The organism is Meiothermus sp. QL-1, assembly GCF_003351145.1.
Lineage (GTDB): Bacteria > Deinococcota > Deinococci > Deinococcales > Thermaceae > Meiothermus.
In genome coordinates this window covers 352,722-379,207 of sequence record NZ_QQSV01000002.1, presented here as the reverse complement: position 1 = coordinate 379,207, position 26,486 = coordinate 352,722, and the positions used below count along the sequence as shown (strand labels likewise).

The following is a 26,486-nucleotide window of genomic DNA, read 5'->3' as shown; positions in this document are numbered from 1 at the left end:
CGCCTATCGGCCCACCAGCCGGCCCAGCCAGGCCCCCCAGCGGGCCATGCGCTCGTGGGTGCTCTGGCGCCCGGGAAGGGCCAGGGTAAAGCCCGGCAGGGGCTCCTCTGCTGGGGCCCGGCGCACCTCGGCGTCAAGCTGCTCCAGCAGGTAGGAAAGCCGCTGGTGAAGTGCGGCCAGGTCGGGGAGCAAGGGTTCGCCCAGCACCACGTAGGCCTCGGGGAACTCGTGGCCCCGCAGCACCACCCTCGAGGCCACCGGCACCAGCGGCACCCCGGCCCGCCGGGCCAGCCAGACCGCCCCTTCCCGCAAAGCCCCCGGCGGCCCTGGGGGCCTCAGCTCCCCTTCAGGAAAGATCACCAGCGCCTCGCCCCTCAACAAAGCCCTGAGGGCCCCCCGGGGATGGGCCGCCGAGACGGTCTCGAGCCGGCGGAAAAAGGCGAACTCGCTCAGGCGCTTCTCGCTCAGCAAGACCCGGAAGGGCCGGCCTGCCCGCCAAAGCAGAACCGGCAGCAGGTAGCTATCCCACCAGGAATGGTGGTTGCTGGCCAGCACGCAGGCCCCCTGCGGCAACTCTCCCCGCAGCCAGACCCCCCGCAGCCCCCGTCGCAGGCTGTGCTGGGAGAGCAGGTGAAAAGCCTGTCGCAGCAGCCTATCCCTCGGACGCAGAGCCCTATCTTCCACGCACACCTCCCCAGGCCGCCAGGGCGTTCATGGCCAGGCCCGAGGCCAGCGCCGCCGGCCAGAAGCCCATGAGGGCCAGACCCACCGGGAGAAACAGGGCCTCGAGCCGGTAGGCCCACCCAAACCCCTCCCTCAAACCAGGCAAAAGACGCCCGTAAAGCCAGGAGATGCTATACCCCACCCCGAACCAGGCCAGGTAGTTCTGCAGGGGCGCCCCGTACCAAAGGGGGTGGGGGTCGTACCAGCGCCAGTAGCCCTGGGCGGTCATCAAAGCCTCCAGGCCCAGGTCCCAGGCCACCAGCAAAAGCCCGGCCCGCCCGGGCCGCCCGCCGGCCAGCAGGTGGGCCGAGAGCCCCAGGGCGAACCAGCCCATGGGCACAATAAGGGGCACCCCGAGCAGGCGGGGCCCCGGGGCCCCCTCATAGGTGTAGCTCCCGAAGGGAAGGCCTGTCCGGCTGCCGATTACCTCTACCCCCAGGCCCAGGGCGAAGACCAGGGCCCCCGCCCCTAGAACCCGCACGCCCGCATACCTGAGGCCCCAGGCCAGCGCGGCGAGGCATAGCAGCAGCATCTGCGCCAGGGCCAGCCAGGGAAAACCCTCGGGCCAAAGGGGTACCGGCACCCGCACCAGCCCTGCCAGCACCAAAAGCACCGCCCAGGCCTCCAGACGCCAAAGCCGCAGGCGGGCCCAGGCCTCGGGCAAGGCCAACATCCAGCGGGCTTGGGCCACCAGCAGGCCCACCACCCCCGCCCAAACCCAGGCCAGCCCACCCCCGCCCAGGGCGAAGCCCAGGCCTCCCCCCAACAACCCGGCCAGCAACGCTACCCGCAGAATGGGACCCCGCACCCCCCAAAGCAGGTCCGCACCCCAGGCCCAAAGCAGGGCCAGGCCCACCCCCCCTACGGCCAATGCGGCCCCCAGCCCCTCCCCTCCCACCAGCAAGGCTGCCCCCCCGAGCGCCAGCCCCAACCCCAGCCCAGCCCCCAGGCCGCGCAGCCAGGGGGGGCCGGCCGCCTGGGGCCTGGGAGGCCCCCAGAGCGCCAGCAAAAAGGCCAGCAGAACGCCCAGCGCCACGCTACCCACCCCCCCAGCGCCGCCAAAGCACCCCCAGGGTGGCCCGGGCAAAGGCGGGAAGAGGCACGCTGCTCATCACCCGTAAGTCCTCGAGCCAGCCCGTCTTCTCGTCCAAGAAGCGCAGCACCCGTGCAGGGGGGTTGCGGCAAAAAAGCTCGCTGAAAACCCGCACCCCCGGGCAGTACCCCCGCTCCAGCACGTGGAGCAGAACACTGTCCATAAACGCATGCCGACGCCAGCGGGGCTCGGGGTAAAAGGGCCGGCCGGTTCGCCGCAGGGCCTGGGCTATGCGGCGGGAGTGGGCCTGGATGCGCTGAAAGGTGTAGCCGGTCGAGGCCTTGGTCTGCCCCCCGGCGGTGCCGATCTGCAGGATGTGGGGGCTCAGCCGACGGGGAAAGGGGGCATCGGTCATGGGAATCACCCCAAACTCGGTCTCCAGCACCTCATAGCGCCCAAGCCCCAGCACCCCCTCCAGGTACCCCCGCAGGCCCTGGTCATAGGCCTCGGGGGGAAGCAAGGCGGGTGAAAACAGGGTGTACTCTACCAGGGCAGTGCGAGCGTCAAAGGGCAGAACATAGCCAAAGCGTACCGCATCGCGCTGCTCCAGGCGAAAGTCCATGAAGGTGGCGGCTTCAGGGTCGAAGGCCGGCGTTGGGGTGCGCACCACCCAACCCTTGAAGTGCTGCAGCAGGTAGTGGTAGCGGGGGTTCTTGGAAGGAGGGTGGTAGAGGCTGGTAAAGACCCAGCGGCCCCGGTAGCGCCTGCCCTCCTGCACCACCCAGGGCCCCTCCCCATCCTCACCCATCGCTTCGACCTCGCCGTAACGGAGGAGCACCCCAGAACGCCCGGCCAACCAACGCTCCATGAAGGCGTAGAAGTCCCGCGCCCGGATCATCTTGTAGGCATAAGGGGCAATGGAAAGTCGCTGGGCACCCCTTTGGCCGTAGAACCATAGGTGGTGCCAGCGCCGTGCGACCACGGCCTCGAAGGGGCCTTCTTCCGCCTCCCAGAAGCACCAGGTGCGGTCGTTGGCGGTCTTGGGGGCCCGCTCGAGCAACAAGACCCGCCCCTCTACCCCCGCTTCCACCAGGTGGTAGGCCAGACTCAGCCCCGCTGCCCCCGCCCCCACGATGATGTAGTCGTGGCGCTCCTCCATGCTTCCCTAGCCTAGGCCAGAAAGGAGCGGCCACCTGGAGCAAGGCCACAAACGCCGGGCACCGTTATGCTTCGTGTTACCTGCGCGTTGTGCATGCTGTCCCGACCCCCAAAACCTTTAACCCCTCCCACGCGCTGGGGGCTCCCAGGCTAAAACACACCATAACGCGAGGATTACGCCCCGGCGCCTAACCTTAGCCACAGAAGGATGGGCAGGACCTGTCGCGCATGTGGCTCGAGGGAGGTGCTCGGCTTCCTGAGCCTGGGCCAGCTCCCCACCAGCAGCTCACTCTCCCTCGACCAGCTTTCCAAGACCCAAAGGCAGCGGCTCGATATGGGCTTCTGCCCGCGCTGCGGCCTGGTCCAGCGGCTTGGCGAACCGCAGGAAACCATCGAGGCCCCCGCCAGCTTTTCAACCTGGCGGGAGCTGACAGGGCTGCTGGGGCCAAAGAAGCGGGTCCTGGCCCTGGAGGGCATGCCGCTCAGGCTTCTGCGCCAGCTCGGGCAGCAAGGAGCGCAGCTCCTCTATCTGGAGCCCCACCCCGAACGCAGCCAGGCCGCTTTGGCCCAGGGTATCCCCACCGAACGGGCCCGCTTCGATCGGGAGGTGGCCCAAAGGCTCGGGGACTTCCAGGCCGACTGGGTGCTGGCCGGCCACCTGCTGGCCTACAGCCACAACCCCAGCCGCTTCCTGGAAGCACTGGCCAGGGTCCTGGCAGAAGGGGGCCAGGCTGTGCTCGAGCTCCCCTACCTGCCCTACCTCCTCGAGGCCCGTCGGTTTACCCACTTCAGCTACGGGCAGCAAAACTACTTCACGCTGAAGACCCTGCGCAGCCTGGCCCGGCCCCATGGCCTGGAGATCAGGCAGGTGGCGCCCTGTGGGCCCCTGGCGCTCCGCTACCACCTGGGCCGGGGCGCCCTTTTCGCCCAGGCCGGGGTCTACCTGGAAAGCGAGGAGCGGCTGGGCCTCGACCAGACGGGGTATTACCTTGAGTTCGCCTCCCAGGTGGCGGCCCTGCGCGAGGCCCTGCTGACCCTGCTGGCCGAGCTGCGGGCCAGGGGCCGCCGGGTCGCGGCGTATGGGGCCAACCCGGAGAGCGCCGCCCTGTTCAACTACGCTGGGCTGGGCCCTGAGCTGGTGGAGTTCCTGGTAGACCCCGACCCCCGCCAGCGGGGCCGCTACCTGGCCGGGGTGCACATCCCCATCCACCCACCGCACCGGCTCCTCGAAAACCCGCCCGACTACCTGCTTTTGCTGCACGAAGCACCCGGGGAGACCCCCGCCGAGCTGGCCGAGTACCTGGAGGGGGGAGGAAGGATGGTCGTCGCCCTGCCCTACCCCCACATCCTACGCCCGGGGGAGGGGATGCTCGCCGAGCCGGCCTAGTTACCGGCGGGCCTTCCAGGAGCGGAAAATGCTCCCCCTGTCCTCGCCGTAGCCGCTCAGGGCCAGCCCCACCCGCCTCGTCTCCAGCCGCTCGGCCCCAGGGTAGATGTCCTGCAGGGCCCGGTAGAGCACCGGCTCGTCGTCTAGATAAGCCAAAAACCGCTCGCCGTCGAGCACCACCCGCAGGCGGAAGGGCCTTTGGGACTCGAGCCCGGGCAGCCCGACCCAGACCGCCCGGCGGGGGTCCTCGTAGCCGGCAAAACGGAGGTGCGCCGCCAGCCGGCTCATCCCCTCCCCCAGCTCCAGGGCCACCACCAGGTGGTGCCCGGCATCCTGCCAGAAGCCCACCCCGGCCCGGCAACGCGGGGCGGGCAGGATCTCGGCCTCCAAATCGGCCCACGCCACAGCCCAGGGAACCGTGTAGAAAGTGCGCCCCGACCCCTCCAGGCGCACCCCTCCTTCGGCCGGCTCCAAGCGGCCTGGGCCCAGGGTGGGCTCCCAGAATAGGAGCAGCGCTTCGCTGGGCTGGTCGAGGCGGGGGTCCAGGACCACCCGGTCGCCCCTGGGCAGCGCCGGGCGGGCCGGCTCGAGCCAGGGCGGCAGGCGTATCTCCCGGGGGTGCACCTCGAGGTCGGCCCCCTGCCCCACCAGCCCCACCCCGTGCGCCTCGGCCAGGCGGGGCTCCAACAGAGGCTCGGGAAAAAGCGGACGCCCGTCCAGGCTGATTCCCAGGTATCGCCCGTCGTCCAGCACCTGCACCCAGCGAGGGGCTGTGGGCTCGCCTTCATCGGGCCCCGCCGCCAGCACAAGGCTCTGCGAGCCGTACCGCAGCCGCAGGCGCGCCTCCCGCCCGGTGAGCTCCAGGGCCAGGTGGTGCTCGGGGTCCAGGTAGCGCCAGCGCAGGACTGCTGGGGGGAGCAGGCGCACGTGCAGGAGCCCCCCGGGCGCTTCAGGGTAGAGCACCATTCCCGCCGTCTCCAAGCGCCAGACCCCTCCCCGGGCCGCCCGCCTTCCAAGCTGGGGCTGTGGATCGGCCGCCAAAGCGGTGCCCCAGCCCGCCCCCTCAGGCCAGAGGGCCGCCCGCACCCCATACACCCGGGTGTCGGCCTGGTAGCCCTGCTCCCCAGCCACGGCCTGGAAAATCCCCGCATAAAGCCTCTGGGCCGGCGGTGCGTAGGGTTCGACGGCCAAAGGACGGAGGAGGGGCAGGGCCGGCAGGTGGCGGCCTGCCTCCAGGGCCCCGGCGTAAAAAACCACCCCCCGCTCGCGCAGCACGAGCAGAAGATAGAGGGGCAGCGCGGGCAAACCCCAAAGCAAAGGGTGCAGCCCCCGGCGCTTGGCCGCACACAGCCGCCCGTGGGCCTCAGGGTGGGCCTGCACCACGAAGGCCGGCCCGGCCTCGAGGGGATTGGGAGGCAGCAGGCTTTCAAAAAACCCCACCGCTAGACTCTCGCGTAGGGTTCCATCGGCCGACTGGGCGTTGAGGTGGCCGGGAAGCAAAAACACCCCCAGCGCCAGCCCGGGCCTATGGGGCAGGGGCCCATACGCCAGGCCCTGGCGGCCCCAGCCGGGCAGGCTGGCGGGGGCTATGCGCAAGGCCCCGCCCTCCACCGACAAGCAGGCCTCCGCGTCCATGCCCAGCCGCACCGCCCCGCTGTCGCTCTGGCTGCCGATCACCTCTCCCGGGCGCAGCTCCTGGGAGAAGGCATCGGCAAACTCAATCAACCCCCGGCCAGACACTTTTCATCCTCACCCCCTCCCCGTAACCCCCCCGTGAACCGCCCCAGCCGCCTCCCCTGGGCAGGGCAGGCCCCAACGTTAAGGCCCGCGCCCCGCTTTACTGCGAGACCACGGGCCCTTAACGCGGCTCGGTTACGCTCAGGCCTGGATGCGCGCCCGGGGCGGCAACGGCGGCTCTTCCCTGGCCCCTTGCTGCAGCCCTAGGAGAAAACTCATCTTCATCATGGCGATTATCTGCTCGGTTTGGCCGCTTTGCACCAGCTCCTCTACGTACTCTGCCAGGCCAGGCGGGAAGGGCATCTGTTGCAGGGCCTCCCGGTTGGCCTCTACCATTCGACGGATCCACTCAACCGGCGTCATAGCTACTTGCTACTATAGCACTCAACTTTCCTAATATTAGGGTATCCTGACACTATCCGCAGGGCTCGCGCTCGAGCCAGGCCAGCACCGCCTCCGCTGCGGCCAGGTTGGTGGCCAGGGGAACGTTGTGCACGTCGCAGACGCGCATCAAGGCCTGCACGTCAGGCTCGTGGGGCTGGGCTTCCAACGGGTCGCGCAGAAAGATCACCGCCCGCACCTTCTCCTCGGCCACCATGGCCCCAATCTGCTGGTCGCCCCCCAAAGGCCCCGAAAGCATCCGGGTGACCTCCAGCCCCACCTTCTCTTGCAGAATTCGCCCGGTGGTGCCGGTGGCCACCAGGGGGAAGCGGATTAAGAGGGCCTTGTGCTTCATGGCGAAGGCTACCATGTCGGTCTTCTTGCCGTCGTGGGCAATGAGGGCCAGCGCCTTCATACGCCCAGGTTACCCCATGACGCCCTACCGCCAGACCAAAGACTGGGGCAGACTGGAAGGGAGGAGGTCTGGTATGTGGGAGGTGCTCATAAGGCCGGCGCAGTTCTTTCGGGCTCTCTCGGCGCGCAAGCCCGAGCTGACGGCCCCCTTCCTTATCGTGCTCGCCGCCAGCGTCCTGGCCTCGGCCGGCAGCGCGCTGAGCCTGCGCCTGCTCCCCTCTCCCCTTGGCGGTTTCGCCCTCCAGCTTGGGCTGGGGCTCCTGGGGGGGGTGGTGGGGGGCATCGTCTTATTTGGACTGGGAGGGCTCATTATCCGCCTGCTGGCCGGACCCGATAGCCGGGCCTGGGAGGTCTACGGCTGGGCCAGCGCTCCAGGGGTCCTGCTGGGGCTTTTCCTGCTGCCGCTGGCGGCGCTCCTGCCCCTTCCCCCCGAACTGCCGCCCCCTCCCCTGACCGACCCTGAGGCCCTCCAGGCCTGGCAGCGCGAGCTGCAGCGGACCGTGGCCCAGGCCCCCTTCACCCGGCTGCAGCAGGGGCTGGGCTTTCTGGGGCTGGCCTGGTCGCTGGGCATCGTTTGGGCAGGGCTGCGGGTCCTGGCCCCCCAACGGGCCCTGCTGGCGGTAGGGGTTCTGGGCGTGGCTTCACTCGGCCTCAGCCTGTGGAGCCTGGGGTGGGTCTAGGGCATGCGGCGCTGGGTGGGATGGTTGGCCCTGGCCCTATCGCTGGGCCTCACCGCTTTTGGCCTGCTGCGGCCCCAGCCGGTGGTTCAGAACGTGAACGTGGTGCGGGCCGAACGGGGCGTGTTCGTGCGGGAGGTGAGGGCCACCGGGGTGGTGGAGGCCCGGGTCTACACCCTGAGCTTCCCCCGGCCAGGCCGGGTGGCCGAGGTGCGGGCAAGGGAAGGGGCCAGGGTGAGGGCGGGAGAGATTCTAGCGGTACTGGAAACCCAAAACGAGGAGGCCCAGCTCCAAGCCGCCCAGGCCGCGCTGCTGGCCCTGCAGGCCAGGCAGCGGGCCATAGCAGCCGAGTACGCCGCCAACCGCACCCGGCTGGAGAACCAGCTCGCCGAGGCGCGGCGCAACCTGCGGACTGCCATTGAACTCCTGGCTGTGGGCGGGGTGGCCCCGAACGAGGTAGAGCGGCTCCGGCGGCAGGTGGCCGACCTGGAGGCCCAGCGCACCAGCCTGGCCCAGGGCCACACGGGCGCGAGGCGCGAGCTGGAAGCCCAGATTCGGGCCCGCCAAAGCGAGATCGCAGGGCTAGAGCGCATGCTGGCCCAGGCCCAGCTAAAAGCCCCGGTGGAGGGCACCATCGCTAGCGTGGGCTACCTGGCAGGGGTGGAGAGCACCGCCCCCGGCAGCGGCCCTATTCGGCTGGTGGAGGATGGCAGCCTCAGGGTGCGGGCCCGCCTGGCCGAGGCCGAGACCCCCGGGATAGAGCCCGGCCAGCCGGTGCTGCTCGAGCTGGACGCCCTCCCCGGGGAGCCCCTTCTGGGCCAGGTCGAGCGCCTGGGCGTCCAGGCCGAGGTGGCCGGCAGCGGGGGCAGCGCGGTGCTGCCCGTCTTCATCCGCTTTACTGAAGCCAAGGCCGAAGCCCTGGCCCGCCCCGGCCTAACCGTCACCGCCCGCATCACCACCTTACGCCTGGAAGACGCCCTGCAGGTACCGCTCGAGGCCCTGGTGGAGGAGGGAGGGCGCTACTACGCCTGGGTAGTCGATGAGCCGAGCCGCCGGGTGCGCAAGACGCCGGTGGTCCTCCGGGCCCGCAACCTGACCCGGGCCGCGGTGGAGGGCCTCGAGGAAGCAAGCCTGTTGGTCTCGCTGCCACCGGAAACCCTCCAGGAGGGCACCCAGGTCAGCTACCGGGAGGCGCGGCCATGACCCCGGTGGTGCTCATGCGGGGCATCACCAAGGTCTACCGCTCCGGCAGCGGAGCCCGGACGGTGGAGGTGCAGGCCCTGGCGGGGGTGGACCTGACCATTCGCGCAGGGGAGTTCGTGGCCCTGATGGGGCCCTCGGGCTCGGGCAAGTCCACCCTGATGCACATCATGGGGCTGCTGGACACCCCCACCGAGGGCGCCTACTGGCTGGGCGGCGAGGCGGTGCAGGGGCTCTCCGAGGCCCAAAGGGCCCGCATCCGCAACCGGCGGGTGGGGTTTGTATTCCAGGCTTTCTTCCTGCTGCCCCGCCTCACCGCTTTGCACAACGTGGCGCTGCCCCTGGTCTACCGCGGCCTGCCCCCCGCCGAGCGGCTCCGGCGGGCCCGGGCCGCCCTGGAGGCGGTGGGGCTGGGCGACCGGCTCGACCACCTGCCGGCCGAGCTCTCGGGCGGGCAGAAGCAGCGGGTGGCCATCGCCCGGGCCTTGGTGCAGGAGCCCGACCTGCTTTTGGCCGACGAGCCCACCGGCAACCTCGACTCCCGTTCGGCCGAGGAGATCCTGGCCCTTTTCACCGCCCTGCACCGCCAGGGTAAGACCATCGTGGTGGTCACCCACGAGCCCGAGGTGGCCGCCTACGCCCAGCGCATCGTGCGGCTGCGGGATGGAAGGGTCGAAGGAGGCAGCGCGTGAGCCCACTGGAGAACTTCCGCATGGCCTTCGAGTCGCTCTGGGTCAACAAACTGCGGAGTTTCCTGGCCCTTTTAGGAATCGTGATCGGGGTCTTCGCCGTGACGGCCATGGTCTCGCTGGGCCAGATGGCCTCCGCCGGCATCACCCAGGACCTGGAGTCCATCGCGGGGCGCTCGGTCTTCGTTCAGCCCAACTTCAACGAAGGGCACGACTTCAGCACCGCCCCCATCCGCGAGGAGGACCTACGGGCGCTGGCCTCCCTGCCGGTGGAGGTCATCCCCCAGCTTTTCGGCAGCCTGCAGTACGAAGTGCGCCCCGGCGAGCGCCGTTCCATCTCGCTCCAGGGCACCCCCGGCGACCTCCCCCGCCTTGACCCCACCAACCGAGTTGCCAGGGGGCGCTACTTCACCGAACAGGAGGCCCGGGGCGGTCTAGCGGTGGCGGTACTCTCGGACCGGGCGGCCAGGGAGCTTTTTCCCGGGCGCGAGGCGGTGGGCCAGGTGGTGCGCCTCTTCTACCCCGACGGGGGCCGGCTCGAGCTCACCGTGGTGGGGGTGCTGGAGCCCCCCGGGGGCATCTTTGGCGGCCTGGGGGCCACCGCCACCGTTTTCGCCCCCATCCCCCTCATCTGGAACACCTCCCCCAGCGCGCGGCGGGGGGAGTACGCCTTTGTGGTCCTTTCGCTCAGGAAGGGGGCCGATGCAACCCGGGTCAAGCAACAGGTGCAGCGCCTTTTCGAGGCCCGCTACGGCAAGGGCCGCTACCAGGTGACCTCCACCGAAAGCTTCCAGGACACCCTGCGCTCCATCACCCGCATCCTGCAGGCCCTTTTGGGAGGGATTGCGGGGCTCTCGCTCCTGGTGGGGGGTATTGGCATCATGAACATCATGCTGGTCTCGGTCACCGAGCGCACCCGCGAAATAGGCCTGCGCAAGGCCCTGGGGGCCACCTCGAGCCAGATCCGCCAGCAGTTCTTAATCGAGGCGGTGGTGCTCACCCTGTTGGGAGGGCTTCTGGGGGTGGCCCTGGCCGCTTTGCTCCTCCTCGCCATCACCGCCACCGTGCCTTTCTTCAGGGTTTTCATCCTGAGCCCCGGCACCCTCCTGCTGGCCCTTACGGTAAGCGCCCTGGTGGGGCTTTTCTTCGGGGTCTGGCCTGCCTCGAGGGCCGCCGCCCTCGACCCCATCGAGGCCCTGCGCTACGAGTAAAACCGGGGGCCCGAAGGCCCCCGAAAAGCCTGGGTCAGCTTAGCGGAAGTAGAGGCGTGGGCCCACCTGCAAAGCCAGGGTGAACTGGCTCTGTCCCCCCGTGAAGTTCAGCACAGGCTGCAGCTCGGCGATGAAGTTGAAGTCGCGGGTCACCGGCAGCTCCACGCCCACCGGGAAGCCCAGGCTGAAGGTGGTGTTGTTGCCCGCCGACTGCAACCCCAGCCCGCCGCCAAAGTAGAAGGTGGGGCTCACGCCGCGCAGGAAGAAGAGGGCGTCCGCACCAAGCCCGAAGGTGGTGCCCCCACTGCTGGTATTCAGGGTAAACCCACCCCGCAGGGCCAGCGGGCCCAGGACATCCTCGGCCCCGGCACGGGCGCTCACACCCAAAGAGAAGTTGGGCACCATGTTCAGGTTGCCGGTCGCCACCTCACCGAACACCCGGCCCTGGGCCAAAGCCCCGCTCAACATCGCAACTACCAGCAAAGCAAAAATTTTCTTCATCTTGATAACCTCCTTGTCTGGCCCAAAGCCCGCCAGACCCCGGGTAGTTTAGCACAAAGTCTCCTGTTTGGGAGCAAAGATAGCAAACCAGTCCCGCAGACCAGGCTCGAGGCCCAGCAACACCCGGTGCACCGTGGCCCTGCGCAAGGGGGCAGCCTCGAGCAACCCCCTAAGCAGCCCATCCCCCCGCTCCTCCACCAGCCGCGCGGCCTGAGCAGTAAACTGCCCCTGAAACCAAAGCTGGTCCTCCAGACCCTTGGGCTTGCGCTCATAGCTGCCCAGGCTGGGCTCCTTGGGCCTCAGCGCGGCCAGCCAGCAGCCCCACCTTTGGACCGTAAGGTACAGCTCGGGCAGGGCTCGGGACAAAGCCAGAAGGTAGAGGTAGTTGGCCAGGAACTCGTCCACCCACCTCACCCGGGTGCGCCACCGCCAGGCCACCGCCACCGCGTGGGCGTACTCGTGGCCCAGGTTGAGGTCGAGAAGCTCCTCCACCGGGCCCGGCAGCGGCCCGAGCCGCCTCACCACCGGGAGCAGCGCCTCGCGCAGACGCCAGACCAGGCGCTCCGGGTAGCGGGCTGGCCAGAAGACGTACAGCCCCGCGCGCAGGCTGGTGCGCTGAAAAGGAAAACCAAAGGGGTGCCGGGTGCGGGTTTTCCAGTCGGCCTCGTCCAGCACCAGCAGGTGCACCCTAGGAACCGGTGCATAGGACTCCAGCACCCGGTGAAGCTCGAGCAAATACCCCTGCATGGCCCGCCCCCGGCGCACCGCCCCCTCGGAGGCCTGTAGGGGGAGGTAGGGATGCGGGAAAAGGTGCATACCTCGATTCTATGCTCCATCCAGCCAGGCTTTACTGTCCTTGAGAACTTTTTAAGCCGGCCCTTAGGGCCTGGGGGGTAGCGTAGGGACGAGGTTTTATGCGTCACTTCACCCTGCTCCTGCTTGCCCTGGTGGGCTGCCAAGAGGCTGCCCTCAACCCCTCAAACCCCACCCCGCCCGGAAATCCGCTGCCCACCGGCGAACCCCAGATTCGGCTGGTGCAGGTGGCCTCGGGCCTGAACCAGCCCCTCTACCTGACCCACGCCAAGGACGGCAGCGGCGACCTCTACGTGGTGGAGAAGAGCGGGCGCATCCGGCTCATCCAGGCGGGCAGCCTCCGGGCCCAACCGGTGCTGGACATCTCGGACAAGGTCTCCAAAGGGGGTGAACAGGGCCTTTTGGGCCTGGCCTTTCACCCCGACTACCGCAACAACGGCTATTTCTACGTCAACTACACCAACACCGCGGGCGACACCGTAATCGCCCGCTACACCATGAACCGCAGCACCAAGGTGGCCGACCCCAGCTCGGAGCAGGTGGTGCTCTTGGTGGACCAACCCTACGCCAACCACAATGCCGGCTGGCTGGGGTTTGGTCCCGATGGTCTGCTCTACATCCCCTTGGGCGACGGCGGCTCGGGGGGCGACCCGGAGAACTTCGCCCAGCGGCTGGAGGCCCAAAGCGGCAACCGCCACCTCTTGGGCAAGGTGGTGCGGATCGACGTGAGCACGAGCGAGGGCGGACGCAACTACCGCATCCCCCCCGACAACCCCAGCCTGGGCAACCGGGTTTCGGAGGTCTGGGCCTACGGCCTGAGGAACCCCTGGCGGGCCAGCTTCGACCGGGCCACGGGCGACCTTTGGCTGGGGGACGTGGGCCAAAGCGCCATGGAGGAGGTGAATCTGGGTCCTCGAGGCGGCAAGGGGCTCAACTACGGCTGGCGAATCATGGAGGGCACCCGCTGCAACGATAACGCCACCCCCCCAGGCTGCCACCACAGCAGCCTGACCCCCCCGGTCCACGCCTACACCCAGGCCGAGGGCCGCTCGGTGGTGGGGGGGTATGTCTACCGGGGCAGCCGCTTTCCCCGGATGCAGGGCCGCTACTTCTTCACTGATTTCTTCGGCACCCACCTGTGGAGCCTGCGCCGGGTGGGCAGCACCTGGTCCCGCAGGACCGAGGCCAGCTTCCCCAGCATGGGGGTCGCCTCCTTCGGCGAGGACGAACAGGGGGAGGTCTATGCGGTCCACCTCCTGGAGGGGCGCATCTGGCGGTTGGAGGACCAACCCTAGGGCTATTGCACCTGGGGCCAAATGGTGTAGTCTCAGTACTGGCTGGGCTGAACCAACCTACACCCCCTGGATTGACGCCCGAGGGTTTAGGTAGAATGGGCCAGCCGTACCTGGCTAGCCAAAGGAGGAGTGGTATGAGAAAGCTCGCAGTCCTGGCGCTAGGCGCTTTGGCCTTGGGCATGGCCAGCGCCCAGTCGAACGTCATCAAGATCGCCTCGGTCTCGCCCCTCTCGGGGCCCCAGTCGGCCCTGGGCACGGCCATCGCCCAGGGGGCCCAGATGGCCATTGAGGATGCCCAGGCCCGCTTCCAGCAGCTCGGCTTCCAGCTCCAGTTCGCCCCTCAGGACGACCAGGCCTCCCCTGATGTGGGCGTGGCGGTAGCCCGGCGCATCGTCAACGACCCCGACCTCCTGGGCATCGTGGGCCACCTGAACTCGGGCGTGGCCATCCCGGCCTCGGAGATCTACAAGGACACCAACCTGGTCATGGTCTCCCCGGCCAACACCAACCCCCGGGTCACCGACCGGGGCTACCTGAACGTCAACCGCATCTGCGGCCGCGACGATGTGCAGGGCCCGGTGGGGGCTGAGTATGCCGTGCGGGTGCTCCGCAAGCAGCGCCTCTTTGTAATCCACGACAAGACCCCCTACGGCCAGGGCCTGGCCGAGGCCTTCGCTGCCCGGGCCCGCGAGCTGGGCGCCCAGGTGGTGGCTCTGGTGGGCACCGAAGAGGCCTCCAACTTCCAGCCCCTCATCCTTCAGATGCGGGCCCAGCGCCCCGACCTGGTCTACTACGGGGGCATCTACGACAAGGGTGGGGTGCTGGTCAAGCAAATGCGCGAACGGGGCATCACCGCCACCTTCATGGGCGGGGACGGTCTGGACTCCTCCGACCTGGTGAGAATTGCCGGCAGCGCGGCCAAAGGGGTGGTCTACACCACCACCGCAGGCCCCATCAGCACCCTGCCCAAGGCGGCTGAGTTCGCTCGCCGCTACAAGGCCAAATTCGGCAAGGACCCCGAGGCCTACGCGGTCTACGCCTTCGACGCGGCCAACGTGATCCTGAACGCCATCGAGGCGGCCATCAAGGCCAACAACGGCCGCAAGCCCACCCGCGAACAGGTGGCCCGTGCTGTGCGCGAGGTGAGGATGGACGGCCTCACCGGCCGGATTGAGTTCGACAGCAAGGGCGACCGCAAGCTCTCCGACTACTACGTAATCGGTCTTAAGGAGGCCAAGTACCCCGGCGAGGTGCTGCGGGTGATCCAGTTCGCCCCGCCGGCCGCCAGGCAGTAGCAAAGGCCTGCCTCCAAGCCCCCCCTTGGGGGGGCTTTTTTAGCGCTCCACCAGCAGCGAGCTATTGGTGTTGGCCAGGAGTTTGAGGTAGATGCGCCCCGCTTGATCGTAGAAGTAGGCCGGCTGAACGGAGGCCTCCAGCTCGAGCCGGCTCCCTAGGGGTTGGAGCAGGGTCTTGCCCTCGCACTGCCTTCCAGGACGCTGCCCCTCCAAAGCGCAGCGGTACACCGCAAAGGCCTGAAGGCTGGTGGGCAGGACCACCACCGCCCCTCGAGGGCTGCCGTCGTGGTTCTTGTGCTTGGGATACAACCGCAGCCGGAGGTACTGCCACTGGGCCAGGTCGGTGTCCAAGGTATAGGTCTGCCCCTCGATGAGGGTCCAGTAAAAAGGCGGGTTGGTTACGTCGCTGCCATTCTGGCGCACCCCGTCGGTCCGCACCAGGTCAGGGGCCATCCCGCTGTAACTGCGGTAAAAGCGGTCGGTCTCCAAAAACAGGTTGAGGTAGTTCCAAACCCCCGGGCAGACCCGGGCGTTGGCCGAGGCGTGCAGGGTGCAGGCCTGGGTATACATGGCCCGGGCGCCGTAGGCCGCCGACACCAGGGTGCTCGGCTGGCCGCCCAGGCTGCCGTCGCGGTCTACAATGGCCAGGTCGCTGTTGCCGCTGCACAAGACAAACTGCGCGTTGACCAGGCGAATTCCCTCTACCTCCATGCTGGGGCCTTCACGGAAGCAGTTGCGGGTGGCCAGGGCGCTGGTGCCCGGAGGGAAGTTGACGAAGGTCACATTCCGAAGCAGCGTGGCCCCCCCGTACTCCTGCACCCCAAACCGCCCGACCTCCCCCTCGGCATCCGGGTTGGCGCTCCTCCCGACAACCAGCGAGTCGCGCAGGCCGTGGCTCCCCGTGGCCACGCTGTTATCGGCCAGCACAGAGTCGCGCACCTCGAGCCAGACCTCCCCCCCCGGGTCGCCTGCCGGGTTGGCCCAGAGGGCCGCACGGGTCTTGTAGATGGTAAGCCGCTCCAGCACGAAGGGCCCGTGAAAGCGAGGAGCCGCCCGGTCGCCCGTAATCCAGATGGCCCCCAAATCGCCCACGTTGCCCGGGGCGCCAATGGCCTTGCCCAGCAGGTAGGAGTGCACCGTGTTGTCGCGGAACTCAAAGCGCTGGGGGTCCACGGCCCCCACGTTGTCGAACCAGAAGGCGGTGAACTCGCCCCCAGCTGCCACATTGCCCACAAAGGCGTTGGAAGGCCCCTTAATCCAAAACGAGGCGGCCTTATGGTCGTTCTGCGCTTCTTGCAAATCGTTGTCGGGGAGGTAGGGGAAAGCCCGGGTGAGCACCACCAGATTGCCCTCAAAACGGTTGCCCTGCTCGCTGCCGTCCTCGGTCACGATGCTGTGGCCCACGGTGCTATAAAGAACGTTGTTCCTGACCCGCACGTTATCGGTGCCGTGCACCACAATGCCTCGCTGGAAGTTGCTGTGGAAGCTGGAGTTCTCCAGGTAGTCGCCCCTCGAGTCCCCGTTGTAGTGCCAGTGGAAGGGGTAGCGGGCGATACGGTTGAACTGGCCCAGCCGGCGGAACTCCACGCCCCGAATGCGGGCCTGGCTGCGCAGGGCGGGGTTGGTCTCGCGCCGGTCGGGGTGGGAGCCCATCACCATCACGTGCCCGCCAAACCCTCCCATCCAGTTCTCGTCCCCCTGAATCACGATGTTGCGCGAAAGCAGGCCCACCTCAGCCCGCTCGTCCAGCACCCGCCCCTCGAAGCTCTGAAGCTGACCAAAGTGTGCGTAGGTCAGCGGTGCATCCAGCGTGACCAGGGTGCCGTCCACCGCGCGGATGGTGCGCACCTCGGCCTGGTGAGGGTCTAAGGCAGTCGAGGCGATCACAATCTGCTCCCCCACCCGCCAGTCCACCGGCTGGGCGAGGCGAATCTGGGTGCTGCCCGCTGGGGCGGTCTCGGCCAGCCGGGTCCAGGGGACCCGGTCTTCCCCGATAATCTCGAGCCGCCCACCCATCATGGCCCCCAGAAACTTGGTGCCCATGCCCAAGTGCACATCCGCCTCGCTGGGGACTCCCGTCAGCGTGATGGTGGCCCGATGGGTGAAGGGCTGCGCCTCGGAGCCAATCCGAAGCACTCCAGGGCCGTGCACCATCAGGTAGCCCACGCGCAGGCTCAAGTCTTTGCGAGCGAACTCGAGTTCCCCCAAAACGGTGATTCCTCCAAGGGGTGGGGGGTCCTCGTCCAGAATCACCCTGCTGCCGGCTGGAATGACCACCTCCTGGCCTGCCCTCGGTTTCTCCAGGCCCAAACTGGCCCAGAAGCGGGCATCGGACCAGTACCCGCTGTTGGGCGGCAAGGTGGCACCGCGCTGGCAGGCCACCAGCACCAAAAGGAGGCCCAGGCCAAGCAAGCGCAACACAACCCAGGCCCAACCTAGCAGGTCTGGGCGAAGGGCTCAAGACCTGTACGGGTGTTCACAATTTGGGAAACGCTCACAGCTTTAGCAGCTCTTCCACCGCCTCGAAGTAGGCATCCTTGGGCATCAAGATATACCCCTCTCCAGCCCGCACGGGGTAGTAGGGAATATCCAGGCGAAGCTCCCGCACCCTGGTCTCGCAGGGGCGGAACAGGGCTCGAGCCGCAAAGCGGGCCAGCGATGGGCGCTCTGGACCCCACAGAAAACAGGCCACCATGCCCCACCGCCGCGCTACGCGCATGGTTGCAGTTTACACCGCTGTATGCTTTAGAGTGTGGAGGGAACCTTCGATCTGCTGGGACCCACCGAGATCCTGCAGCTCCTGGCCCAGGCCCGCCAGACCGGGACCTTCCGGGTGCCCGGGGGCGAGGTTTACCTAGAGCGGGGGCAGCCGGTGCACGCCCAGTACCGGGGCAAGGTGGGGCGCGAGGGTTTGTTCCAGATCCTCTCCCTCAAGGAAGGCCGTTTCCGCTACCTGCCCGGTGAGCGGGCCCCGCAGACCAGCTTGGAAGGGTCCCTTGAGAGCTATCTGCTCGAGGCCCTTCGCTTCCTGGAAGCGCAGATCGAGCTGGGCCCCTTCGACCAGCTCGAGGCCGTTGCCCAGCAGCCCACCTCGACCATTCTCTCCCCCGAGGAGCTCGAGCTGCTGCAGCACCTGCGCAAACCCGTCAGCCTCTTCGACCTGCTGGCCCAAACCGGCCTGCCCAACACCCTGGTTCAACCCCGCCTCAACCGACTGGCCCGGCTGGGGCTGGTGCGCATCACCCCCCGCGCCCCTCGTCCAGCCCGCCTGGCGGTGGGGCTCATGGAGGGCTCGACGCGCGCACGCGTGGACACCCAGCTTCTGCAAGCTTGGCGCAGCTACTACGGCCCTTTCACCCAGCTCGAGGTGCAAAGCAAGCAGCGCACCCTTCGCCTGCCGGCAGAAGCCAGGCCCAACCTGGGCCCCAGGCTCCTGCTCTCCACCGATGCTCTGGTGTTCTACGACCTTCAAGTGGGCCAGGAGGTGCTGGCCTGGCCCGCCCTGTAATCCTGGTATTCGCACCCCTGGCCGACCTAGAATTGGCGTAAAGTTGGCAAACGGGGCGTATGCAAAAGCAGGCGATTCTTGTTATGGAGAAGAGGAACCCACCTGAGAAGATGAAAACGGTGAGGTGGTGCCGGCTCTACCAACTGGCCGACTGCTATCTGGACCTCAGCTTTGAGGAGGGGGAGCAAAAAAGCCTGACGGGGCAAATCCTCTGCAAAGGCGAACACAAGCCCACCCTTGCCAGGGTCGAGCTGAGCGGACCTGGCAGGCCTCGCCAGGAACAGGAAGTGGCCCTTGGAGAGCGGTTCTCGCTGATTGTGACGAGCCTCGAGGGCTGCTGGCTCGAGGTAACCCTGGGCCCCGACACCTACCACGTTCCCCTGCCGTAACGCCCCTGTTCATTTTCTAGTGAAAAAATCACGCCCCCCTAATCCGGCGGTTTTTAAACTGGGTCTGTCCTACCCCAAGGGGTAGGGGTGCAGCAAGTTGTAAGCCTGGCACTCTTTGAACCGGGCGCAACTTTCCCCTTGTGACTTGACCCAAGGGGTTGCCCGGTTTATTATTCGCCCAAGGTTGGAAGTTGGCAAAAAAACGCTTCCAAACCGCTCGGGAGGGAAATATGAAGAAGACGGCTCTCAAAGTGCTCGCCCTTATCGCCTCTTTGATTGCTCTGGCTATGGCGGCTGGCGCTGGCGTAGAGTGGGAGTGAGTCTATAACACGACTGCAGGTGCAGCAGTGATGGCTGCACCCTTGCTTTTTTTTATGGCATATAGACTCTACCTGTGGGGAAACCGGTCGCCCTCCCACCACCCAGGGTAGGCTACTATATCCTGGGCCTTTTCCTGAGCTGCGCCGCTATTCAAACTGCTCTTCTAAACATCGAGAACCCCAGGGCGGGGAGCTACACCCTTTGGGACCTAGCTGTTTGGGCGGTTCTAATCCTTATCTCCAAGCGCACGAGCGTAAAACTTCCCCTGAGTGCCAGGGTTTCGCACACTTTTATAGTCGCGCTAGCGGCCGTCGTCTACTTTCCCCCCTGGCTTGCTCCCCTGCTGGTCTTCCTCTCCAGTTTCGACAAAAACTTCGGTAAGGTAGGCTACCCCTGGTACAAGGACCTCTTCAACCGGGTCCAGGCCGCCCTGTCCACCGGCGTTGCGGCGCTGGTCTGGTCGCAGGTCCAGTTGTCCAGCAGCCTCCCCCCTCACCTCACCGACCTCGTAGGAATCGGGGCCGCTTCCCTGGCCTACTTCCTGGTGAACATGTCGGCCGTCACCTATGTGATTCACCTTTCCAGCGGGCTCAGCCTGCGAAAGGTCTGGTTCGAAAACTTTAGCTGGCTTCGGACCAGCTACCTGCTCCAGGCCCCCATCGGCCTGTTGCTGGCCGAGGCCTACCGGACGCCCCTCATACTGGGGTGGGGCGGGTTCACGGTGCTCCTCATCATGCTCCTCCTGTACTTCTCCCGCTACTACTGGGACGAAAAGGTCAGGCTGGAGGAGTCCTTCAACGGCACCATCGAGCTCATGGTGGCTGCCCTGGACGCCAAAGACCCCTTCACCCGCCAGCACGCCGAGCGGGTGGCCGCCATCACCGAGAGCCTGGCCAAGAAGCTGGGCTTCGACGAAGAGGAGGTCAAGCGCATCGCCTATGCCGCCCGCCTGCACGACATCGGCAAGGTGGCGATCCCCGATGCGGTGCTGCTCAAGCCCGGCCGGCTCAGCCCCGAGGAGTTCAAGCTCATCCAAAGCCACCCGCAAAAGGGCCTCGAGGTGCTAAGGCCCCTGGTGCCCCGGCTGCCTAGGGCGGTGCAGGAGGTTATTTTGCACCACCACGAACGCTGGGATGGCACCGGCTACCCCATGGGCAAGCGGGGTGAGGAGATTCCGCTTTGGGCCCGCATCGTGGCCCTGGCCGACGCCTACGAGGCCATGACCGCCGGGCGCCCCTACAGCCCGGCCAAATCCCCCGAGGCAGCGCTGAACGAGATTATCATGTTGGCAGGTCGGCAGTTCGACCCCAAACTGGTGCGGGTCTTCCAGCAAGCCTGGCTCGAGGACCCCATCTGGAAGGACCGGGAGGTGTTCCTACGACGCTCTACCTTGCCAGTGCAGTTGCCGGCATTGCCCTTGCCCTCGCCTTCGGCGCCCGCCTCCGCCACCTGGCCCGCATCGAACTCCACCACGCCTGGGCGTTCGTAGCGGCGGCGCTGCTGGAGGGGGGACTGGCCTTGGGCACCGCCCGGGGCCTGTTCCCACCCGAGCTGGCCGGACCGCTGGCCAAGGCCCTGGTGGTGGGGCTGGTGGGTTTTGGGCTTTGGCATAACCGCCACCTGTGGGGGCTCTGGCCAGCAGCGCTGGGGCTGGCCTCCAACGCGCTGGTCATCTTTGCCAACGGAGGGCACATGCCGGTAGACCCCGTAGCGCTACACGAGGCCGGCCTCGAGGCCCGGATTCCCAAGCTGGAATCCCGCTACGACGCGGTCCACACCCTCATGGATGGGTCGAGCCGCCTAGGCTTTCTGGCCGATACCATCCCGGTGCGCCTCCTCGGCTACGCCAACGTGATAAGCCCGGGGGACGTGCTTTTGATGCTGGGCATCGCCCTCACCATCCTGGGGGGTGCGCTGCAGGCCCGGGCTAAGGGTCTATAATAGCCCTCATGCGTCGCGTGGTCGTTACGGGCATTGGTCCGGTAGCCCCAAACGGCATCGGGGCCGAGGCCTTTCACAAAGCCCAGCTCGAGGGCAAGTCGGGCATCCGGCGTATCACCCAGTTCGACGCCTCCAACTACCCCGTGCAGATCGCCGGGGAGGTGGACGTCAACCCCGAGGAGTACATCGAGAGACGCGAACTCAGAAGACTCGACCGCTTCACCCAGCTCGCCCTGATTGCCGGGCAGCTTGCGCTGGAGGACGCTGGGCTCGAGCTAAGCAGGGAAGACCCCACCCGCATCGGCACCCTAGTGGGCACCGGCATCGGCGGCATGATCACCTGGCAGGAGCAAAGCCGCGTCCTCTTCGAAAAAGGGGGCACCCGCCTCTCCCCCTTTTTCATCCCCATGATGATCGCCAACATGGCCTCAGCCCAGCTCGCCATGAAGTACGGCCTGATGGGGCCCTCCTCCACCGTGGTCACCGCCTGCGCCACCGGCTCCGACGCCATTGGCAACGCCTTCCGGGTCATCCAGCTCGGCGAGGCCGACGTCATGCTCACAGGGGGCACCGAGGCCTCGGTGGCCGAAATGGCCATCGGGAGCTTCGGGGTCATGCGGGCCCTCTCCACCCGCAACCACGAGCCCGAAAAGGCCAGCCGCCCTTTTAGCAAGAGCCGCGATGGCTTTGTGCTGGCCGAGGGAGCTGCGGTGCTGGTGCTGGAAGAGTATGAGCGGGCCAGGGCCCGGGGGGCCAAAATCTACGCCGAGGTGGTGGGGTTCGGCCGAAGCTGCGACGCCCACCACATCACCGAACCCCACCCCGAGGGCAAGGGCGCTGCGCTGGCCATGCGGGCTGCGCTCAAGGACGCCAAGGTGGCCCCCGAACAGGTGGGCTACATCAACGCCCACGGCACCTCCACCCCCATTGGCGATAGGGCCGAGACCCTGGCCATCAAGCAGGTCTTTGGCCCGCACGCCTACAAGCTCGCCGTCTCCTCTACCAAGAGCATGATCGGCCACCTTCTGGGCGCGGCTGGGGCCATCGAGGCGATAGCCACCGTGCAGGCGCTGGCCTCGGGCATCCTGCCCCCCACCATCAACCTCGACGACCCCGACCCCGAGCTCGACCTGGACTACATCCCCCACACCCCCCGCGAGCAGAAGGTGGAGTACGCCCTCTCCAACTCCTTCGCCTTCGGGGGTATGAACGCCACCCTGCTCTTCCGCCGCATCTGAATGGTGCGCTTCTTTGCAAGCGGTGTGCGCCTCGACCAGGCCCTGGCCCACGAGGCCCAGATCTCGCGGGCCAAGGCCCAGGAATGGATCGCCGCCGGCCGGGTGCGGGTCAACGGCCAGGTGGTCACCCGGGCCGCCTTCAAGCTCAAAGGCGAGCTGGTCGAGGCCGACCCACCCCCGCCCACCCCCCTCTTGGTGGCCCCGGAAGACTTTCCGCTCGAGGTTTTCTACGAGGACGAGGACCTGCTCGTGCTCAACAAGCCCGCTGGGATGATCACCCACCCAGCCCCCGGGATTTACTCGGGCACCCTGGTCAACGCCCTGCTGGCCCGCTGGGGGCTCTCTGCCGAGAGCGCCGAGCGGCCCGAGTTCGTCCGCCCTGGCATCGTGCACCGGCTCGACAAGGAGACCAGCGGGGTGATGGTGGTGGCCCGGCACGAGGCCGCCCATCGCCGGCTGGCCGAGGCTTTCGCCGGGCGGAAGGTGTACAAGCGCTACCTGGCCCTCACGGTAGGGGTGCCCAGGGAGGGGCTGCTCTCCGCCCCCATCGGCCGCCACCCGGTGGACCGCACGCGCATGCATGTGGGCGGGATAGCCGCCCGCCCCGCGCAAAGCGAGTTCGAGGTGCTCGCGGTGGCCAAGGGCCACGCCCTGGTCTCGGCCATCCTGCACACCGGGCGCACCCACCAGATCCGGGTGCACCTGAAGCACCTGCAGGCCCCCATCCTGGGGGACGCGCTTTACGGCAAGCCCTCGCCCCTCATCCCCCGGCAGGCCCTGCACGCCTACGAGCTGCGCTTCCAGCACCCCCGCACGGGCAAGTACCTGCACTTCACCGCTCCGGTACCCCCCGATATGCTCCAGGCCTGGGCAGCCCTGGGGGGAAGCTGGCCCTAGAGGAGCTCGATTTCTTCCTGCACCGGCGTGGTCACCTCGGGGCCTTCAGGGTGCAGGTAGACGTTGATCTCGCTGCGCAGGCCAAAGGGCCCCGGGTACACCCCGGGTTCAATGGTGAAGGCCAGGCCCGGGATGAGGGGCCGGGTGTCGTGGGTCTCCAGGTCGTCCAGGTGGGTGCCGTTGCCGTGGGGGGTGGCGAAGCCCAGGTGGTGGCCGGTGCGGTGCAGGATATGCTCTCCCCAGCCTGCGGCCTCGAGAACGCCCCGGGCCACCCGGTCCAGCTCAAAACCCCTGGGGTATCGGCCTTCGGCGTAGGCTTGGCGGCAGTGGGCCAAAGCCGCGTCCCGCGCAGCCCGCACCGCCTGGAAGGCCCGGTGCACCGCCTCCGGCACCGCCCAGCCCGCCGCCCAGGTCACATCGGCATAGGGCCCGCCGGGCACCCTGCACCACAGGTCCACCAGCATCACCTGGCCCGGCGCCAAGCGGTCGGCCCCCGTCCTGTGGTGGGGGTTGGCCGCGTTGGGTCCGAAGGCCACCATGGGCGGATGGTCGAAGACCAGCCCCCGGGCCTCAAACACCTTCACAATCTCGGCCTGCACCTCCAGTTCGCTGGGCGGGGCATCCAGGCGGGACCGCACAAAGGCCATCGCGCGGGCCAAGGCCTCCTCAATCCCTGCCACAGCCTGGTGGTGGGCGGCCAAGTCGGCCCCCCGCCAGGCCTGGAACTGCAGCCAGAGCTCCGCCGAGGAGACCACCTCCAGCCCCATCCCCCGCAAAAGCTCGAGCGTCCCCCCATCCACCCGCGATAGGTAGGGGATTCCCCCCCCGGGGTGGTACTCCATCGCCACCCGCCCAAGCGGGGCCACGTGGGTCCTTAGGGCCTCCACAAACTGCTCCCAGCGCGAAAACACCACCCGCCGACCGGGCAGATGGGCGAAGTAGCCCTGCTCAATGGCGTGCACGATCAGCACCGGCTCCCCCTGGGCAGGAATCAGGTAGGCCAGCCGCCGGCTCAGGGCCTGCCCCTCCAACCCCAGCGCCTCCAGGGCCAGCGGGTTGCTGCCCTGGAAGCTGTAGAGCAGCCAACCTGGCAGCCGAGCCTCCCTCAACGCTTGCTGGGCCTTGGCGATATCCATAACGACCATCCTAACCCCGGTGCCCTTGCTTACGTTTGGCCCGGACGGGCGTGCTAACCTCTAGGGTGGGAGGATAGCTGTGGTGCAGGAAGCGGTAATCTCCATCACCCCGCTGGCCGCCGAGCGGGCCAAGGAGATTTTGGCGCGGTACAACAAACCCCACGCGGCCATTCGGGTCTTCGTGAAGTCGGGGGGCTGCAGCGGCTACCAGTACGGCATGGCCGTGGATGAGCGGGAGCTGGAAGGCGACACCACCGTGGAGATGCACGGGGTACGGCTGGTGGTGGACCGGATGTCCCTTCCCCTGCTCAAGGGCTCGCAGGTGGACTGGGTGGAGAACCTGATGGGCGGGGGCTTCAGCGTAAACAACCCCAACGCCACCTCCTCTTGCGGCTGCGGCCACTCCTTCCGCACCGACGGTAGAAGCCCTGAGGGGGGCGGCTGCGGCGGCTAGCTTAAGCCCTCGAGGGGAGGCCATCCACCTTTTGGCGGATGGCCCTTTTACTTTGCGAGCAGGTGCCCAAAAACCAGGGTGCCGTCCTCGCTCACTGAAATTCCCCTCAGTTTGACGCCGAAGTCGGGCTGGCTATAATAGGGGCGGCAAAACGCCACAGCAACACGGCTCTGCTCAGCAGGGCCCAAAAGGAGGCTTGATGGGTCGTCTAAGCAAAATTCTTGCACTGGGTCTAACCCTAGCCACAGGGGCTGCGCTGGCCGGGCCTGCCGACAACAGCCTGGTCATCGGCGCGTCCCAGGAGCCGCGGGTGCTGGGGGGTGACTTCCTCAACGTGATCTCCAACCAGTCCATCAAGGTGGAGATCGAAAACTACCTCTTCGCGCCCCTGATCGTGCAAAACCTGCGGGCCGAAAACGAGGCAGTGCTCGCCACCGAGGTGCCCACCCTGGCGAACCGCCGCATCCGGGTAACCGATGTCGGCGGCGGCAAGCGCCGGCTGGAGATCGACATCACCCTGAAGCCCAACCTGCGCTGGTCGGACGGGGCTCCCCTCACCACCGACGACTTCGCCTTCTACTTCGAGGTGGGCAAGGCCAAGGGGATGCCCGTGACCAACCCCGACTACTGGGAGCGGGTCAACCTCAGGGTGCGCGACCGGCAGAACATGACGGTGATCTTTGAGCCGGCCTACTACTACGACACCTACGGCTCGCCCATCGGCTACGCGCCGGCCCACATCATGCGCCCCGAGTGGGAGAAGGTCAAGGCTGCGGCCGCTCCCCTGAACCCTGATCGCGATGCCCAGCGGCTGAACGAGCTCTACCGCAACTTCTTCCAGCAGTTCAGCTCCAACCAGGCCATCAACGCCGGGCGGATGGTCTACTCGGGTCCCTTCCGGGTGCAGCGCTGGATCCCCAACAGCACCATCGAGCTGGTGCGCAACCCCAACTTCACCGCCATCGTTCCCCAAGGTGGGGCCGACAAGTACGTCCAGCGGGTGGTCTACCGCATTATCCAGAACACCAACTCGCTCCTGGTGGCCATCCTAGGCGGGGGTATTGACGCCACCTCCACGGTGGGCATCACCGCCGACCAGGCCAGAAGCCGCCAGCTCGTGAGCCGGGCCCCAGGGCGCTTCGAGATTTGGGCGGTGCCGGGGGCCATCTGGGAGCACATCGACATCAACAAGTTCACCAACGTTCAGCGCGTGCGGGACCTCACCCTGGACGACAAGCGCACCCGCCAGGCCCTGCTGCACGCCATCAACCGCGAAGCCTGGGTACAGGCCTTCTTCGACGGCACCGAGCCCGTGGCCCACACCTGGGTCTCCCCCACCAACCCCCTCTTCAACCCCAACGTGCGCCGGTACGAGTACAACCCGGCCCGGGCCCGCGAGCTGCTGGCCCAGGTGGGCTGGCGTCCCGGTCCCGACGGCATCCTGCAGCGCACCGTGGACGGACGCACTGTGCGCTTCGAGCTGGACTGGGTGACCACCGCGGGCAATACCGTGCGCGAGCGCACCCAGCAGCTCTTCATCGAGCAGTGGCGCCAGGTGGGCATTGCGGTCCGGGCGGCCAACGCCCCCAGCGCCGTGGTCTTTGCCGACGACTTCATCCAGCGGGGTGAGGAGGGCAAGTGGCTCTTCTTCATGTTCGCCTGGGTGAGCAGCCTGGCCGAGGACGGCAGCCTCTTCCAGTACAGGAACCTCAACACCGGCGCCATCCAGGTACCCAGCCGGGAGAACAACTACGCCGGTCAGAACATCGGCAACTGGCGCAACGAGGAGTTTGACCGGCTCACCAGCCAGGCCGTGATCGAGTTCGACGAGGCCCGCCGCAAGCAGCTCTTTGCCCGGGCCCAGGAGATCTGGGCCGAGGAGCTGCCCGCCCTGCCTTTGCGCTTCCGCTCCAACTACCTGGTGGTGCGCAGCGGGCTGGTGAACTACGTGGCCTCGACCTACTCCGGCGGAAACGGCTACCCGGGCTGGAACGCCTGGGAGATCGGCTGGGCCAGCCGGGGAGCGGTCAAGCGGCACGACCAGGCCCAGGCCGGTGGGATCGCCATCAAGTAGGCCGGGCTAAGCAG

26 protein-coding genes are annotated in these 26,486 nt (G+C 67.5%); 15 read left to right on the top strand and 11 right to left on the bottom strand.

Features of this window, described 5'->3' with window-relative positions; translation table 11 throughout:
- Window positions 1-3: 3 nt before the first annotated feature.
- Genes DV704_RS04610 through DV704_RS04600 form a run of 3 tightly spaced genes read right to left on the bottom strand, consistent with a single transcriptional unit; the run spans window position 4 to window position 2,915 of the window.
- Complete coding sequence (locus tag DV704_RS04610; RefSeq protein ID WP_233498242.1) at window positions 4-684, bottom strand: lysophospholipid acyltransferase family protein; 681 nt, start codon at window positions 682-684, stop codon at window positions 4-6.
- Window positions 674-1,759: a carotenoid biosynthesis protein gene (locus DV704_RS04605; RefSeq protein ID WP_233498241.1), complete on the bottom strand. Its 1,086-nt coding sequence runs from the start codon at window positions 1,757-1,759 to the stop codon at window positions 674-676. The genes DV704_RS04610 and DV704_RS04605 overlap by 11 nt, the downstream gene beginning before the upstream one ends.
- Window position 1,760: 1 nt before the next feature.
- Window positions 1,761-2,915, bottom strand: a complete 1,155-nt coding sequence (locus DV704_RS04600; RefSeq protein WP_114798380.1) for an FAD-dependent oxidoreductase — start codon at window positions 2,913-2,915, stop codon at window positions 1,761-1,763.
- 207 nt (window positions 2,916-3,122) lie between these two features.
- Between DV704_RS04600 and DV704_RS04595 the strand changes: the two genes are divergently transcribed.
- The gene (locus DV704_RS04595) at window positions 3,123-4,301 is read left to right on the top strand and encodes a class I SAM-dependent methyltransferase (RefSeq protein WP_114798379.1); all 1,179 of its coding nucleotides are present in this window, start codon (window positions 3,123-3,125) and stop codon (window positions 4,299-4,301) included.
- Here the strand turns inward: DV704_RS04595 and DV704_RS12435 are convergent, their stop codons facing one another.
- The 3 genes from DV704_RS12435 to DV704_RS04580 form a co-directional block, all read right to left on the bottom strand.
- Complete coding sequence (locus DV704_RS12435; RefSeq protein WP_114798378.1) at window positions 4,302-6,041, bottom strand: hypothetical protein; 1,740 nt, start codon at window positions 6,039-6,041, stop codon at window positions 4,302-4,304.
- Window positions 6,042-6,179: 138 nt separating this feature from the next.
- Window positions 6,180-6,401: a hypothetical protein gene (locus tag DV704_RS04585; protein ID WP_114798377.1), complete on the bottom strand. Its 222-nt coding sequence runs from the start codon at window positions 6,399-6,401 to the stop codon at window positions 6,180-6,182.
- 52 nt (window positions 6,402-6,453) lie between these two features.
- The gene (locus DV704_RS04580; protein WP_114798376.1) at window positions 6,454-6,834 is read right to left on the bottom strand and encodes a methylglyoxal synthase; all 381 of its coding nucleotides are present in this window, start codon (window positions 6,832-6,834) and stop codon (window positions 6,454-6,456) included.
- Between the two features lie 73 nt (window positions 6,835-6,907).
- On the opposite strand from DV704_RS04580, the gene DV704_RS04575 reads away from it, so the two are divergent.
- From DV704_RS04575 to DV704_RS04560, 4 genes are read left to right on the top strand one after another with little or no spacing between them, the layout of a single operon-like run.
- Entirely contained in the window at window positions 6,908-7,513 is a 606-nt protein-coding gene (locus DV704_RS04575) for a YIP1 family protein (protein WP_114798375.1), read from the top strand.
- 3 nt (window positions 7,514-7,516) lie between these two features.
- Window positions 7,517-8,713, top strand: a complete 1,197-nt coding sequence (locus tag DV704_RS04570) for an efflux RND transporter periplasmic adaptor subunit (protein WP_114798374.1) — start codon at window positions 7,517-7,519, stop codon at window positions 8,711-8,713.
- Window positions 8,710-9,402: an ABC transporter ATP-binding protein gene (locus DV704_RS04565; protein ID WP_114798373.1), complete on the top strand. Its 693-nt coding sequence runs from the start codon at window positions 8,710-8,712 to the stop codon at window positions 9,400-9,402. The genes DV704_RS04570 and DV704_RS04565 overlap by 4 nt, the downstream gene beginning before the upstream one ends.
- Complete coding sequence (locus DV704_RS04560) at window positions 9,399-10,610, top strand: ABC transporter permease (RefSeq protein WP_233498240.1); 1,212 nt, start codon at window positions 9,399-9,401, stop codon at window positions 10,608-10,610. The genes DV704_RS04565 and DV704_RS04560 overlap by 4 nt, the downstream gene beginning before the upstream one ends.
- Before the next feature lie 39 nt (window positions 10,611-10,649).
- Here the strand turns inward: DV704_RS04560 and DV704_RS04555 are convergent, their stop codons facing one another.
- Both DV704_RS04555 and DV704_RS04550 read right to left on the bottom strand, forming a co-directional pair.
- Window positions 10,650-11,111 carry a hypothetical protein gene (locus tag DV704_RS04555; protein ID WP_114798372.1) on the bottom strand — a complete coding sequence of 154 codons (462 nt, stop codon included), beginning with the start codon at window positions 11,109-11,111 and terminating at the stop codon, window positions 10,650-10,652.
- A gap of 48 nt (window positions 11,112-11,159) precedes the next feature.
- A complete protein-coding gene (locus tag DV704_RS04550; RefSeq protein WP_114798371.1) occupies window positions 11,160-11,927 on the bottom strand; it encodes a hypothetical protein in 768 nt (255 codons plus the stop codon).
- A gap of 98 nt (window positions 11,928-12,025) precedes the next feature.
- Between DV704_RS04550 and DV704_RS04545 the strand changes: the two genes are divergently transcribed.
- Entirely contained in the window at window positions 12,026-13,219 is a 1,194-nt protein-coding gene (locus DV704_RS04545; protein WP_114798370.1) for a sorbosone dehydrogenase family protein, read from the top strand.
- A 134-nt stretch (window positions 13,220-13,353) separates the two neighbouring features.
- A complete protein-coding gene (locus DV704_RS04540; RefSeq protein WP_114798369.1) occupies window positions 13,354-14,514 on the top strand; it encodes a branched-chain amino acid ABC transporter substrate-binding protein in 1,161 nt (386 codons plus the stop codon).
- A gap of 39 nt (window positions 14,515-14,553) precedes the next feature.
- Here the strand turns inward: DV704_RS04540 and DV704_RS04535 are convergent, their stop codons facing one another.
- Window positions 14,554-16,935, bottom strand: a complete 2,382-nt coding sequence (locus DV704_RS04535; RefSeq protein ID WP_158539600.1) for a G8 domain-containing protein — start codon at window positions 16,933-16,935, stop codon at window positions 14,554-14,556.
- Between the two features lie 73 nt (window positions 16,936-17,008).
- Entirely contained in the window at window positions 17,009-17,233 is a 225-nt protein-coding gene (locus DV704_RS04530; RefSeq protein ID WP_147279585.1) for a hypothetical protein, read from the bottom strand.
- Between the two features lie 33 nt (window positions 17,234-17,266).
- Between DV704_RS04530 and DV704_RS04525 the strand changes: the two genes are divergently transcribed.
- The 6 genes from DV704_RS04525 (at window position 17,267) to DV704_RS04500 (ending at window position 22,808) form a co-directional block, all read left to right on the top strand.
- Window positions 17,267-18,022, top strand: a complete 756-nt coding sequence (locus tag DV704_RS04525) for a DUF4388 domain-containing protein (protein ID WP_114798366.1) — start codon at window positions 17,267-17,269, stop codon at window positions 18,020-18,022.
- Window positions 18,023-18,132: 110 nt separating this feature from the next.
- Window positions 18,133-18,411: a hypothetical protein gene (locus DV704_RS04520; RefSeq protein WP_147279584.1), complete on the top strand. Its 279-nt coding sequence runs from the start codon at window positions 18,133-18,135 to the stop codon at window positions 18,409-18,411.
- A 394-nt stretch (window positions 18,412-18,805) separates the two neighbouring features.
- Window positions 18,806-20,221: an HD-GYP domain-containing protein gene (locus DV704_RS04515; protein ID WP_114798364.1), complete on the top strand. Its 1,416-nt coding sequence runs from the start codon at window positions 18,806-18,808 to the stop codon at window positions 20,219-20,221.
- A 29-nt stretch (window positions 20,222-20,250) separates the two neighbouring features.
- A complete protein-coding gene (locus DV704_RS04510) occupies window positions 20,251-20,673 on the top strand; it encodes a DUF5317 domain-containing protein (RefSeq protein WP_233498239.1) in 423 nt (140 codons plus the stop codon).
- 8 nt (window positions 20,674-20,681) lie between these two features.
- Window positions 20,682-21,911: a beta-ketoacyl-ACP synthase II gene (gene fabF / locus DV704_RS04505; RefSeq protein WP_114798363.1), complete on the top strand. Its 1,230-nt coding sequence runs from the start codon at window positions 20,682-20,684 to the stop codon at window positions 21,909-21,911.
- Window positions 21,912-22,808, top strand: a complete 897-nt coding sequence (locus tag DV704_RS04500) for an RluA family pseudouridine synthase (RefSeq protein WP_114798362.1) — start codon at window positions 21,912-21,914, stop codon at window positions 22,806-22,808.
- Here DV704_RS04500 and DV704_RS04495 read toward each other — a convergent pair.
- Window positions 22,805-23,944, bottom strand: coding sequence for a Xaa-Pro peptidase family protein (locus tag DV704_RS04495; protein WP_114798361.1), 1,140 nt, complete (start codon window positions 23,942-23,944; stop codon window positions 22,805-22,807). The two genes, DV704_RS04500 and DV704_RS04495, sit on opposite strands and share 4 nt — an antisense overlap.
- A gap of 73 nt (window positions 23,945-24,017) precedes the next feature.
- On the opposite strand from DV704_RS04495, the gene erpA reads away from it, so the two are divergent.
- A complete protein-coding gene (gene erpA, locus DV704_RS04490) occupies window positions 24,018-24,398 on the top strand; it encodes an iron-sulfur cluster insertion protein ErpA (RefSeq protein WP_114798360.1) in 381 nt (126 codons plus the stop codon).
- A gap of 199 nt (window positions 24,399-24,597) precedes the next feature.
- A complete protein-coding gene (locus DV704_RS04485; RefSeq protein WP_114798359.1) occupies window positions 24,598-26,472 on the top strand; it encodes a peptide ABC transporter substrate-binding protein in 1,875 nt (624 codons plus the stop codon).
- Window positions 26,473-26,486 lie beyond the last annotated feature (14 nt).